The organism is Psychrobacter sp. (genome assembly GCF_018260395.1).
In the GTDB taxonomy this organism is placed as follows: domain Bacteria; phylum Pseudomonadota; class Gammaproteobacteria; order Pseudomonadales; family Moraxellaceae; genus Psychrobacter.
This window is the reverse complement of sequence record NZ_JAGLBC010000054.1, coordinates 1-14,333: the sequence shown is the minus strand read 5'-3', so window position 1 is coordinate 14,333 and position 14,333 is coordinate 1. Positions and strand designations below refer to the sequence as shown.

Annotated in this window: 11 protein-coding genes and 1 riboswitch; of the genes, 8 read left to right on the top strand and 3 right to left on the bottom strand. The window is 38.7% G+C overall.

Annotated elements, in window-relative coordinates:
- On the top strand, positions 1-330 hold a 330-nt coding region (locus QZ265_RS05860; RefSeq protein WP_296404321.1), incomplete at its 5' end, for a septal ring lytic transglycosylase RlpA family protein.
- A gap of 224 nt (positions 331-554) precedes the next feature.
- Positions 555-702: riboswitch (TPP riboswitch) on the top strand.
- A 453-nt stretch (positions 703-1,155) separates the two neighbouring features.
- Entirely contained in the window at positions 1,156-3,180 is a 2,025-nt protein-coding gene (thiC, locus tag QZ265_RS05855) for a phosphomethylpyrimidine synthase ThiC (RefSeq protein WP_296404319.1), read from the top strand.
- 282 nt (positions 3,181-3,462) lie between these two features.
- Here thiC and QZ265_RS05850 read toward each other — a convergent pair whose 3' ends face one another.
- Complete coding sequence (locus QZ265_RS05850; RefSeq protein WP_296404317.1) at positions 3,463-4,353, bottom strand: fructose bisphosphate aldolase; 891 nt, start codon at positions 4,351-4,353, stop codon at positions 3,463-3,465.
- Between the two features lie 467 nt (positions 4,354-4,820).
- Between QZ265_RS05850 and QZ265_RS05845 the strand changes: the two genes are divergently transcribed.
- The 6 genes from QZ265_RS05845 to QZ265_RS05820 all read left to right on the top strand — a co-directional run bounded on the left by QZ265_RS05845 (position 4,821) and on the right by QZ265_RS05820 (position 10,282).
- Positions 4,821-5,345 (top strand): META domain-containing protein, encoded by a 525-nt coding sequence (locus tag QZ265_RS05845; protein WP_296404314.1) that lies wholly within the window; start codon positions 4,821-4,823, stop codon positions 5,343-5,345.
- 337 nt (positions 5,346-5,682) lie between these two features.
- Positions 5,683-6,702 (top strand): DUF1852 domain-containing protein, encoded by a 1,020-nt coding sequence (locus QZ265_RS05840; RefSeq protein WP_296404312.1) that lies wholly within the window; start codon positions 5,683-5,685, stop codon positions 6,700-6,702.
- A gap of 109 nt (positions 6,703-6,811) precedes the next feature.
- Entirely contained in the window at positions 6,812-7,840 is a 1,029-nt protein-coding gene (locus QZ265_RS05835) for a methionine synthase (RefSeq protein ID WP_296404311.1), read from the top strand.
- 67 nt (positions 7,841-7,907) lie between these two features.
- Positions 7,908-8,420 (top strand): flavin reductase, encoded by a 513-nt coding sequence (locus QZ265_RS05830; protein ID WP_296404309.1) that lies wholly within the window; start codon positions 7,908-7,910, stop codon positions 8,418-8,420.
- Positions 8,421-8,580: 160 nt separating this feature from the next.
- Positions 8,581-9,411, top strand: a complete 831-nt coding sequence (locus QZ265_RS05825) for a sulfite exporter TauE/SafE family protein (protein WP_296404308.1) — start codon at positions 8,581-8,583, stop codon at positions 9,409-9,411.
- Between the two features lie 289 nt (positions 9,412-9,700).
- Complete coding sequence (locus QZ265_RS05820; RefSeq protein ID WP_296404306.1) at positions 9,701-10,282, top strand: DUF4142 domain-containing protein; 582 nt, start codon at positions 9,701-9,703, stop codon at positions 10,280-10,282.
- Between the two features lie 465 nt (positions 10,283-10,747).
- On the opposite strand, the gene glmS is transcribed toward QZ265_RS05820, so the two are convergent.
- On the bottom strand, positions 10,748-12,595 hold the full coding sequence (glmS, locus tag QZ265_RS05815; RefSeq protein WP_296404304.1) for a glutamine--fructose-6-phosphate transaminase (isomerizing): 1,848 nt from the start codon (positions 12,593-12,595) through the stop codon (positions 10,748-10,750).
- Positions 12,596-12,759: 164 nt separating this feature from the next.
- A complete protein-coding gene (gene glmU, locus QZ265_RS05810) occupies positions 12,760-14,127 on the bottom strand; it encodes a bifunctional UDP-N-acetylglucosamine diphosphorylase/glucosamine-1-phosphate N-acetyltransferase GlmU (RefSeq protein ID WP_296404302.1) in 1,368 nt (455 codons plus the stop codon).
- Positions 14,128-14,333: the final 206 nt, after the last annotated feature.

Genomic DNA, 14,333 nt, shown 5'->3' with positions numbered 1-14,333 from the left:
TTACCATTTACTTTGTTGTTGACGACAGCGTTGACATCACCGGCCAATGCAGGAATGGCCTCTTGGTACGGTCCAGGGTTCCATGGTAAAACAACAGCATCTGGAGCTATATACAATATGTATGCCATGACTGCAGCCCATAAATCGTTACCTTTTGGGTCTAAAGTTAAAGTTACTAACTTACATAACAATAAATCCGTAGTTGTTAAAATCAATGACCGTGGTCCTTTCAAGCCAGGCCGAGTTATTGACCTATCTAAAAAAGCCAATCAGCTGATTAGCTGCAACCTTTGTAAAGTTACTGTGGAAGTGTTACGTAGAGGTCAATAACGTCAATCTTAACCTTATAGCTTAATTTTATAAGTTGATAATGGTTCATTTAACTACTTATCAACATACCATCAACGCCAACTGCCAGAAGTTGGCGTTTTTTATTGAGTAAAGCATTCATGGTGAGGGTTAATCATTACAACTTTAAATTTAATTGCCCACTGTTATTGGTTCTAAAGTTTGATAAGATAGACGTATATTGAATAGTATTACATACTAAACAACATTAAGACTCGGGGTGCAGACCTTGTATAAGATAACTTTAATGCCTTCTATATCAATTTAAGTAGTCATATTCAAGCGTTTGCTGAGAAATCACCCGTTGAACCTGATGCGGTTAATACCGCCGTAGGAAAGTCATTGCAACTCCCCTATACCTTTTATAGACCTACTAATAGCCTTAGCTTCTCCATAAAAGCTATGCTGTTATCGATGTCACTAGCAATATTATTATCAATGTTACTAAATAAGGTTTCAGATTATTTGAAACAAGCTATTAAGCTATTTAGAGGTTCTTATGATTATGATCTTAGTTATTATGACGAAGACAAGATCATTTGGACTAAAAAAACTTTATATCGTGTTATATATAATGTGCTTTTAATATATTGTTGTTTAATACGTTGAAGATTAATAGCTCGCATAACTTAGCGCTTAGGCAACATAGTAATAAATGAACTGTAGCTATCACAAGGTAAGGGCTGTCTAACAAGACAGGGCGTGCACTCACTGAGTCTTTATTTATATAAGGTTTATAGTCTTCACAACTACAACGACTAAAACCAAAACAGCTTTAAGCCATTTAGATAAAATAAGGACAATTAAATGAGTAACTCACCAACCCAAAGCTTTGACAATAAAGTTAAGACGCCAGCACATCGTAATTCAGCCGACGAACGCTTTACTGAAGAAGCGCGTGACCTTACCCGCAACCTTCCTGCTTCCAAAAAAGTCTATATCCAAGGTTCTCGCCCAGATATCCAAGTACCTATGCGTGAAATTACTTTAACTGACACGCCTACAGGTGGCTTTGGACTCGAAAATGGCGAGAAGAATCCTCCTTTTTATGTCTATGACACTTCAGGGGTATATACCGATCCTAACGTAGATATTGACTTAACCAAGGGCTTACCAAAACTACGTGAAAAGTGGATCGAAGAGCGTGGTGATACGCAAGTTTTAGATGGCTTATCAAGCAATTATGGTAAAGAGCGTGCTCGTGACATTACTACTGCCAATATTCGATTTGATCATATTGATAAACCGCGCCGAGCAAAATCTGGCCATAATGTTACCCAGATGCACTATGCTCGACAAGGCATTATTACGCCTGAAATGGAATACATTGCTATACGTGAAACCCAAAAGCAGCATGAGCTGACGGATATGCGTCAATATGCTGGCGAGACCTTTGGTGCCAATACCCCCAAAATCATTACTCCTGAATTTGTACGTGATGAAGTGGCTGCTGGCCGTGCCATTATTCCCAATAATATCAACCACCCAGAATCTGAGCCGATGATCATCGGCCGTAATTTCCTAGTTAAGATTAATGCCAATATTGGTAACTCAGCACTAGGTTCAAGCATTGACGAAGAAGTATCGAAAATGACTTGGGCAACCCGTTGGGGCGCCGATACCATTATGGATTTATCTACCGGTAAAAACATTCATGAAACACGTGAATGGATCTTGCGCAATTCCCCCGTACCTATTGGTACTGTGCCTATTTATCAAGCATTAGAAAAAGTTGATGGCGTCGCTGAAGACTTAACATGGGAGATCTTCCGCGATACATTGATTGAGCAAGCAGAACAGGGTGTGGATTACTTTACTATTCATGCAGGGGTTTTGCTGCGGTATGTGCCATTAACCGCCAATCGATTGACTGGTATAGTGTCGCGTGGGGGTTCAATCATGGCTCAGTGGTGCTTGGCACATCATAAAGAGAGCTTCTTATATACTCATTTTGAAGACATTTGTGAGATTATGAAGCAGTATGACGTGGCATTTAGCTTAGGCGATGGTCTGCGTCCTGGCTGTATTCAAGATGCTAATGATGATGCACAGTTTGGGGAGCTGCGTACGTTAGGTGAGCTGACTCAAGTCGCTTGGAAACATGATGTCCAAGTAATGATTGAAGGCCCAGGTCATGTTGCCATGAACCGTATTAAAGAGAATATGGATCTACAGCTTGATATATGCCATGAAGCCCCTTTCTATACCCTAGGTCCATTAACAACAGATATTGCACCCGGTTATGACCATATTACCAGTGCCATTGGCGCGGCAATGATCGGTTGGTATGGTACAGCAATGCTATGCTATGTGACTCCAAAAGAGCATTTGGGTTTGCCCAATAAAAAAGATGTTAAAGATGGCATTATCACTTATAAGATTGCTGCTCATGCCGCCGATTTGGCCAAGGGTCATCCAGGGGCGCAGGCGCGTGACAATGCCTTGTCTAAAGCACGCTTTGAGTTTCGCTGGGATGATCAGTTTAATTTAGCCCTAGATCCTGATACGGCTCGTGAATATCATGATGAGACACTTCCAAAAGATGCGCATAAGTCTGCCCACTTTTGCTCAATGTGTGGGCCTAAGTTTTGCTCAATGAAGATCACTCAAAATGTGCGTGAATATGCAGCCGGTTTAGATGTATCGAACGCTAATTTATCAGTAACACCGAGTTCAGGTGAGCTAAAAGATGATATTCATCTAATTAAAGAGGTGGATACCGAGCTTGTGGGTCAAGTGGGAGCAGCGAGCTTTGATGAAGTGCAAAAAGGTATGGCTGAGATGACTGAAAAGTATAATGCTGAGGGGCGTAAGCTTTATAAAGAGGTATAAGCTGAGTAACTTAGGGGTAACCCCAATTCAATTACGTCTGACCTCAATATAAATGATAGTCGTGAGTGGCGTGATAATTACGATGATCAGGGTGCTTCGATTGTGTTTGAGACTAAATTTTTAATTAACCCAAGTTAGCTTAACTTTTTAAACCAAAAAGCTTGAATACCGTGGTCAATATGGTATTCAAGCTTTTTTAATGGAACGTAATGAATAAGATTTATAAAGCAGCCTTGGACTTAGCACTAAATCTAAATAAGTTTCTTATACTTTAAAAACATTTTATACTTTTGAAGCATTATAAATTTTATCGATTGAGCTATCGATAGTAGCAGCGAACTCTTCATCTGATTGAGACTTTGATAAACCTTCGGTAAAGGCACGTGAGAAGCTAGCAATCATACCTGGGTTCTGTGCTAGGCGCTCACAAGATTCATCACGACTATAGCCACCTGATAACGCTACTACTTTAAGCACTTTTGGATGGTTCACTAAGTCACTATAAAAGCCTGGCTCTTCTGGAAGCGTAAGCTTAAGCATCACTTGATGATCATCATCTAAATATTCAAGGTTACGTAGGATCTCATCTTTTAAAAGTATTTCACATTGTGCTTTTTCTTCGCTTTCAATATTAACTTCTGGCTCAACAATAGGCATAAGGCCTTTTGATAATATTTGCTTGGCTACATCAAATTGTTGCTGCACAACTTTTTCGATGCCATCTTGAGTCGCTTTGTGGATGACAGAGCGCATTTTAGTACCAAAAATTGGGTAGTTTTTTGCTTTATCTAACAGAGTATCAAGATCTATCATAGGCTTCATAACTTGAACGCCATCCATCTCGTCTGCCAAGCCTTTATCTACTTTTAGAAAAGGTACAATATTTTTATCTTCCCATAAATAGTTAGCGGTTGGCTTACCATTAACTTCGCGATCCATAGTATCTTCGAACAATATTGCACCTAGCACACGCTTATTATCAAAAGTATCACAAGTCATAATACGAGTACGCATCTCATGTACTTTGGCGAACATTTCGTCATTGTTTGTATATTCACTTTCCTCTACGCCATACATGCGTAGCGCTTTAGGAGTACTGCCCCCACTTTGGTCTAACGCTGCGATAAAGCCTATATCATTTTTAATGCGTTGTAACTGTTGCTGATAGCTCATAATTATTCCTATCTCTATTAGTGAATTTTAGTTAATGGACAAACAAAAAGATGATTCAAAAAAGTGTTGTAATTTTTTTATAATTTAGCATAGGCCGATAATCGAATCCGTTGCGCTAATGTTTATAGCTCAAAGGTAAGTATTTGGGTCGAAAAAATGGCTTACTACTGGTAATGTCTTAATTCTGGCTTATTATACGCTACTCGATGCAAAAATTGAGCCTTCTATAATTTGAAATATACATCAATATCGTGTTATAGGTAAGCAATCAAATTTTATTTATAGCCTTATAATTATCAGTCTAAATGGTATGCTTTTTTACTTATGCAATAATAATTTATAGTTCGATAATATTTATAGTACTATAAATTTCATAAAACATAACCTTTAAGCAATTTAGATATCTGATTTTAAAGTATTATATCAATAATACAACTGGTTAAGATTAATACTATTAAGAGGAATATATGAAAACTATAAACGTAATGATGATGTCTAGCACTCTAGCATTCGGTGCACTTATTACTGGTTGTCAAAGTACAACAGCTATGTCTCAAACGCCCGCGCAAGCTTCCAATACCATAACAACTTATCCAATTACTCAAACCGCACTACAAGCCAATAATTGGCAGTTAGTAGATGCTAGAACTCCTGAGGGTAAGAAAATAGATGCGCTACTGTCTAATGCTAGCAAACCTTTAACATTAAACTTTAATACTATTGAAGGCACCAATGTTGTTAACCTTATCAATACTTGTAACTATCTTTCAGCGCCTTATAGCGTTGTAAATGGAGAAGTGAAATTAGGCACTGTTATGAGTACCATGATGGCTTGTCCAGATGCAGAAGCTAAGTTTGATGCCGCAGCATTATCATCAGTAGTAGGTAAATATACTTTGAGCCAAGGCGCCAACGATACTCCAATACTGGTGGTTATTAACGGCAACCAAGTTTCACATTTCAAAGCAGTGCCAAAAACAAAGGTTAACTAAAGACTAGCCTCAGTAAATTCAGAATCAATGATAAGTTATAATAGCCCTATTTATAGAAGATCGTCCTTAAAGGTCGGTCTTTTTTTTGCTTCATCTTTATATTCTTATAACAACCCTGCCCTTGTATAGCTAATTATCTGATAAGTATAAAATGTCTATTTGTCAAAAAGCTTTGAATAGGATTTGTTAGCAATCCTTAGCTTAAGACAAATTACCAATCATGAATATAATTCAGCTTTATTTAAATTTAAATCGTTTTTATTCATGTATTGTTCATGGTTTAATGACGTCATACAAAAATTTGGCTTCATCTTGAACTATTACGGTAGCAACTATCATGAGTAAAAAGTTAACTTATTCAATTTCAAAAATCCGTTTTGACGAAAACTATAAGCCTGCTAATAGCACCCGTCTGACAACTAACTTTGCAAATTTAGCTCGCGGTGAGAGCCGTCAGGAAAACCTACGCAAAACGCTGACCATGATTAATAATCGTTTTAATGCCTTGGCAAGCTGGGATAATCCAAACGCTGATCGCTATTCTGTTGAAGTAGATATTGTGTCTGCCAACTTAGATGTTGATGGTAAGGGCAATACTTTTCCCGCAATCGAAATACTACAAACCACAATCGTAGATCATCAAGAAAATAGACGCATTGAGGGTATTGTTGGAAATAGCTTCTCCTCTTATGTGCGTGATTATGACTTTAGCGTGGTATTGCTAGATCATTTTGATAAGAATCCAAATACACCGCCCCCTGCAAGCTTCGGTGTATTGCATGGCAAACTGTTTCAGCATTTATTAAACTCAGACGCCTATAAAGCCAACTTTAATAAGCAACCTGTTATTTGCTTAAGCGTGTCAACCAGTAAAACTTATCACCGCACTACCAATCAGCATCCGGTATTAGGCGTTGAATACAGACAAGATGAGTATTCACTTACTGATGACTATTTTCACAAAATGGGCTTGAGAGTTCGTTATTTTAAGCCTAAAGGTAGCGTAGCGCCGTTGGCCTTTTATTTCTCAGGTGACTTACTGGCCGATTACACTGACCTTGAATTAATCAGTGCCATTAGCACCATGGAAACCTTCCAAAAGATTTATCGCCCTGAGATTTATAACGCCAACTCAGCAGCCGGTGCGGTTTATCAGCCTAGTCTAAACTACCAAGATTATTCGCTAACTCAGATAGTATATGACCGTGAAGAGCGCAGTCAATTGGCCGTAAAACAGGGCAAGTTTACCGAAGAGCAATTCATCAAACCGTATCAAGACCTTCTTAATGAGTGGGCTGTAAGTTATGAAGTGGCCTACCCTGCTGAAGCCAATAAGCCTCACAAGAATGTTGCTTAGTTAATTCAGCTAAACTAGATACACAATGCGTATGAAGCATCGAGCTTTTAAGCTTAGATTTTGAACCTTAATTCAATATATAAATACCAATATACAGAAGACAATTTACATGGCCCTATTATTACCAACTTCAACCGCTGGCAGCTTACCCAAACCTTCTTGGATAGCAGAACCTGAAAAGCTATGGTCACCTTGGCTATTAGAAGGAGATCAATTAAATGAAGCCAAACAAGATGCGCTACGGGTGTCCTTACAAGAGCAAGTGATCGCTGGCATCGATATTGTCAGTGATGGCGAGCAGACCCGTCAGCATTTTGTGACAACCTTTATTGAACATCTTGATGGGGTAGATTTTAAGAAGCGTGAGACGGTAAAGATTCGCAATCGTTATGAGGCCAGTGTGCCTTCGGTAGTAGGTGCCGTGAGCCGCCAAAAGCCTGTCTTTGTGGAAGATGCCAAGTTTTTACGTCAACAAACTGATCAGCCAATTAAGTGGGCGCTTCCTGGCCCCATGACTATGATTGATACCTTATATGATGATCATTATAAAAGCCGCGAAAAATTAGCTTGGGAATTCGCCAAAATTTTAAACCAAGAGGCACGAGAATTAGAAGCAGCTGGGGTTGATATCATCCAGTTTGATGAACCTGCCTTTAATGTCTTTTTTGATGAAGTGAATGACTGGGGTATTGCTACTTTAGAGCGAGCCATAGAAGGCTTACAGTGTGAAACTGCCGTACATATTTGCTATGGTTATGGCATCAAGGCCAATAATGATTGGAAAAAAACCTTGGGCTCGGAATGGCGTCAGTATGAAAAGGCCTTCCCTAAGCTGCAACAGTCAAAGATTGATATTGTGTCGCTTGAATGTCAAAACTCAAAGGTACCCATGGATTTAATTGAATTAATCCGTGGCAAAAAAGTTATGGTTGGTGCTATTGACGTAGCTACCGATACCGTTGAGACGCCAGAGGAAGTCGCCAATACATTACGCAAAGCATTGCAATTTGTAGATGCGGATAAGCTGTATCCTTCGACCAACTGTGGCATGACTCCTTTGTCTCGCCAAGTTGCTCGAGGTAAGCTTAAAGCATTGAGTGCTGGCGCTCAAATCGTTCGTGATGAGTTGAGTGCTTAAGCGGTAAATATATTTAAAGCGGCTCATCTGTTGTTGCCCTCGTTTTTTTGAATTTAGGATTGAAGTAATGATTGAAGCCACTGACTTTAGAGATGCTATGTCTTTGTTAACCACTGCGGTCAATATTGTTACTACTAATGGCAACTCTGGCATGCATGGGTTTACGGCGTCTGCGGTGTGCAGCGTTACCGATACACCCCCGACCTTGTTGGTTTGTATGAATCAAGCCTCACGCTCACACGCCCATTTTATTGAAAATAAAATCCTAAGTGTTAATGTGTTAGGCGCACATCATGAATCTATCTCTAATGCTTTTGCTTCAAGACTTACTCAGACTGAGCGTTTTAAGCAAGGTCAATGGACTAAGCTTACTACTGGAGCGCCAGTATTAAAAGACGCCTTAGTTAGCTTTGATTGTGAGATTGAGCAGATTCAAAAGGTAGGAACGCACAGTGTTTTTTTGTGCAGAGTAGTTGATATTAAGCTTCCTGACTTTCAAGATGCTACTGAGCAAAGCTTGGTTTATTTTAATCGCTCCTACCATCAATTAGGCCATGTGGCTGATATGGCGATTTCATAAACCAATAATTATATCTAGTTATAAATAATAAGTGACGGTAGCTATTTTACTTATAACCTACTATAAATATAACCATCCATAAATAAGATGAATTTTAAGTAAAACGATTATTTAAATATTACCCATCCCATCCATCTTTTAACTGAGAAGAAACAACCCTGTGGAATTAATCATATTTTTAATCATTGGTGCTCTGGCAGGATTTGCAGCAGGGCTATTTGGTGTGGGCGGTGGTACCATCATTGTGCCACTACTGTTTATCGTATTTACCCAAATGGGCTTCGACCCTGATACCATTATGCATTTAGCATTGGGAACTTCGCTTGCCACTATAATAGTTACCTCAATAAGCTCGCTTATGGCACATAATAAAAAGGGCTCTGTGATGTGGCCGGTGTTCAAAAACTTAGCGCCAGGCATGGCCATAGGCTGCTTTTTGGGCGCAGGATTGGCAGGACAGATATCTGGGCTACACCTTCAGATAATCGTTGGTATATTTTTGCTTTGGGTGGCATATAAGATGTTTTTTGGTGATAAAAAGCCAGCAACTAATGCTACCAACGCTACTAGTTTAAATACTACGCCAGCCTTACTGCCTTCAACACCTAAGCAAATGGTAGCAGGTGGGGTGATTGGTATTGCCTCAGCCATCTTTGGTATCGGAGGAGGTAGCTTAACTGTGCCTTATTTGACTCGCTATGGCGTAGTCATGCAAAAAGCGGTAGGCACTTCTGCTGCTTGTGGTCTACCTATTGCCATTGCGGGCGCTTTAGGATTTATGTTTTTTGGTATGCAAAAACAAATCGATGTGCCTAATACTATTGGCTTCATACATATTTATGCGTTTTTAGGTATTAGTGTTATGAGCTTCTTTACCGCCAAACTTGGAGCAAAAGTTGCTCACATTTTATCCCCAGCCAGGCTCAAAAGATGCTTTGCCATACTACTTACGGTTGTGGGCTGTTACTTTCTTTATAAAGGTTTAAAATAAAGAAATGCTATAAATATTCAAATTAAAAAATTATTTTTGAACTTAAAATTATAAAAGGTTATATAAGTAAAATGATGAATACAATTAATGAATAAATTTTACTTTTGTAATACTCATGCCCTATAACTACAACATAACCGCCACATTATACACTCCCAAAGTTAATATAGAATGACTAATGTTCCAACTACTTGATTAATTTTATATTGAGTTAATTTTAGATAGATTGGGTTATTTTTATCACTATAAAATTTACTCTTGTTGTAATAGATAACTTTAGGATTAACTTATGAAAACATTAACTAAAACTTTATTTAGCTGTGTGGCATTAAGTAGCGTATTAGGGTTGACTGCTTGTCAAAGTACTCCAATGTCTCATGTAACTGCTCATCCAGGAATGAAGCAAGATCATAATAAAGTTGCTGCGCTTACTGATGCTCAAATCATGAAAGTGCTAAGCACTGCGAACAATGGCGAGATCATGCAAGCAAATGTTGCTATGCCAAAATTACAAAGTGCTCAAGCTAAAAGTTTTGCACAAGGTATGATTGAAAAACATACTGAGAATGAAGCAAAAGGACAAGCTTTGGCCAATAAATTAAAAATCGCACCTCAAGTTAGCACTACTAGCAATGCTTTACAAATGGACAGTAACAACATCGTCAATCAACTTAATCAGACAGCTTCACCTGCTGATAAAGCCTATATTATGAGTCAAATCATGGTACATGATAAGGTGTTAAAAACCATTGATAGTCAGCTAATGCCTAGTGCTGTGAACCCTGAACTTCGTAGCTTCCTAGCAGAAACTCGTGCTGCAGTAGCTATGCACTTAGAAGTTGCTAAGAAAATTGGCTCAATGATGCAATAATGTTTTGCTTTTAAAATTGCCAATTTTTTCCAAAAAAGCCATATTGACTTAAAATAAAGTCAATATGGCTTTTTTTAACTATTAACTCTTTACATTAATATTAGGGCGTGTCCCTATTTGCAAATTAAATAAGTTATGGTCTAAAAATGGCTATATTTTCGCCAAACTGTGTCTAATTTCTAGCTAATATGCCTATATTATCTTCGAAATTATTCGTGTTTGACAAAAATCTATCTCATTTTTAGCCTCATAATCCAAATAGGGACACGCCCTAGAATGAATGATTCGTTAAATTTTATATATTTAATGATTTAATAGACTGCATCTAGTTTTAAAGTACTGTACATAAATAACCCTGCTAAAATTATATTAATTCTAGCAGGGTTTTATGTTTGTTAAGCATGGTCTTAAACTTTCAATGAATTATGGTTGTTCGCTGAGACCAAAATAACTGTCAAAATTCATCTATTCGACCGTAACGCTCTTAGCAAGATTACGAGGTTGATCGACATCTGTTCCTCGTATCACAGCCACATGGTATGATAAAAACTGCACAGGAATGCTATAAACGATAGGTGCCAAATGTTCATTCACATCAGGCACATTTATAATATGTAGTCGATCATCGCTTACCAATTCACTTGACTCACTGGCAAAAACAAACAGCTCTCCATGACGTGCATGTACTTCTTGCATGTTGGCTTTTAGCTTATCTAACATACTATCTTTAGGCGCAAGCACCACGATGGGCATGTCCTTGTCCACTAGAGCCAATGGACCATGTTTTAGCTCGCCTGCAGCATAGCCTTCGGCATGAATATAAGAAATCTCTTTTAGCTTCAAAGCGCCTTCTAAAGCGATAGGATATTGAACCCCGCGGCCTAAAAATATAGTACTCTTCTTGTCTTCAAACTTCTGACTCATTTGCTCAATATCTTGATCTAAAGCCAAGCTTTTATCCAACTGACCTTTCAAGTTATGCATCTCGGTCACAAGCTCAGCGAGCTGCTCTGGCTTAATGCGTTGTTGTACTTTTCCTATTTTTAACACCAATAGCATTAATGCCGCCAACTGAGTGGTAAAAGCTTTGGTAGAAGCGACGCCAATCTCGACACCTGCTAGTGTAGGTATAAAAATATCGGTTTCACGCACTAATGATGAAGTGGCTACGTTACACACACTTAAAGTAACTAAACCATTAATTTCGCCAGCTTGAGCTCGGCGCTGGGTTTCACGTAAAGCTGATAAAGTATCTGCAGTCTCACCAGATTGAGATAGACAAACAATCAACGTGTCATCTACTACTACCGGATTTCGATAACGAAACTCACTGGCCACTTCCACACAACAAGGGAGACGAGTTAGATTTTCAAACCAATACTTGGCTACCATGCCGGCATGATAACTAGTCCCACATGCCAATACTTGAATGTTACGTACACCAGCTAACGCCTGTTCATGACGATGTAAGAATTCGGCTTTTAAATCATTAACATCTGCACCCATTTCTACAGTACGCGCTACTGCATCAGGTTGCTCATAGATTTCCTTGAGCATATAGTGCTTAAATTCACCTTTATCAGCAGTATGGTGTTTTGCATCTAACTCATTAATGCTACGTTCTACGGGCTGACCATCAGCAAATACTTGAATGCTATCTCGCTTAATAACCGCAATATCACCTTCATTTAAATATATAAAGCGGTTGGTAACAGGCAATAAAGCCAGTTGATCTGAAGCTATGAAGTTCTCGCCAATACCCACACCAATTACCAATGGAGATCCTAAGCGCACTGTGATCAGCTCTTCAGGATTGTCTACATGTACCACACCTAAAGCAAAAGCGCCGTGCAATAAAGGCACAACTTTTTCAACCGCTTTAAATAAATTATCGGTTTCTTTATAGGCTTCAGCTACTAAATGTGCAACCACTTCAGTGTCTGTTTCAGAAGTGAAGCTATAGCCTTTTTGCATTAACGCTTCTTTTAATGGACCATAATTTTCAACAATACCGTTATGCACCACAGCCACTTTACCTGATACGTGTGGGTGGGCATTATGTTGAGCTGGCTCGCCATGAGTGGCCCAGCGAGTATGGGCAATACCGATATTGCCTTTGAAGTTTTGAGCGTTGTTTTCTACAGCATCGACTAACGCTTGAACTTTGCCGACTTGACGCTCACGATGTAACTCACCGTCACGGATAACAGTTAAACCTGCTGAATCGTAACCTCTATACTCTAAACGTTTTAAACCTTCTAATAATACATTTGATATATTACGCTCTGCAACCGCGCCCACTATTCCACACATAAAGCTTCCTCAAAACATTGTACAGATAAGATATTTTAGCAAAGCCCATACGCTTTGGTCTGCTAGATACTCATCAATATGATTTATTAATTATTAGGCTATATCTAATTCAAATACAGCTTAGCTTATTTAATAATGATAGCCCATTAAATTATTATTACTTATTATTTATTCTTAACAGGTCGCTGATAGTTATCTTTTTGAACCTGGCGACCACGGCCAATGGCCAATGCTTTATCTTCAACATCTTTTGTAATCACAGAACCTGCCCCAATAGTGGCTGTATGTCCTATATTAACCGGTGCAACTAAAGAGACATTGGTGCCAATAAAAGCATTATCCCCTATCACGGTGGCATGCTTATTTATCCCATCATAGTTACAAGTAATAGCCCCTGCTCCAAAGTTCACGTCTGAACCAATCTGAGCATCACCAACATAGCTTAAATGATTGATCTTACTACCTTCACCAATATGTGACTTCTTAATCTCTACAAAGTTACCAATCCGCGTGTTATTGGCCAATACAGCTTTAGGACGTAAATGAGCAAAGGGCCCAATAGTGGTCTCATGCCCTACTTGCGCCTCATCAAAGACACAATAAGGTTTAACATGCACGTTATCCCCAATCGTGGAGTCTTTAATTATACAGCCAGCTTCAATGGTCACATTACTGCCTAAACTTACCCATCCTTTAAGAACCACATTGATGTCGATAAAGACATCCTGACCAACAGTAACTTCACCCCGTATATCAACACGATTAGGGTCAGCGAATTGCACCCCTTGAACTTGTAAATCTTCTACCAACTTGGCTTGTAGGCTACGTTCAAGACTGGCCAATTGTTGACGGTTATTTACCCCTTCAATCTCAAACTCATAATCAGGTTCAATAGCGGTAATGACAATACCATCGGCAACCGCCATCTTGACGATATCGGTTAAATAATACTCTTTTTGGGCATTATCGTTTGACAAATTTGGCAAGTATTTATGCAATAAAGCGTTGTCTACACAATAAATACCACTATTGATCTCACAGATAGCCTGCTCTGCTTGACTGGCATCTTTTTGTTCAACGATAGCTGTAATATTGCCATTGTCATCACGTTTGATACGGCCTAAACCAAAAGGATTGTCTACGGTTAAAGTTAGCATAGACATACCTTGGGCATTTGCTTCTTTTAATCGCATTAAGGTTTTGTCACTGACTAAAGGCACGTCACCATATAGAATCAAGCTTTTACCTTCAGTAGGTAACTCTGATAGAGCCACTTTCACAGCATGACCGGTACCCAGTTGCTCCTTTTGCTCAACCCAAGTTAACTCATAGGCAGCCATAGCTTGTTTTACTTGATCGCCACAAAATCCATAGACCACAATAGTCTTATCAACATTAAGACTTTGACAAGTGTCTAAAACGTGTGCCAGTAAGGGCTTATCGGCCAAGGTTTGTAAAACTTTAGGTTTTGCAGATTGCATACGAGTACCTTTACCCGCCGCAAGAATAATGGTATTTAGTGTCGTTGTCATAGATAATTAACTCTTAGTAAAATTTGTAATTAATACAGATATTAATTTAATAAATGTAGCAAAAAAAACAATATGGGTTCAATTGCAGTATTGTTGTTTAGCCTTGGTATATAGCCAGTACGTTTAACTTGACTATGATTACCTAATACATGTTAAGTAATTGAACAAAATTAAATACCTACGCTTTAAAAGTAGAAAAATTTATC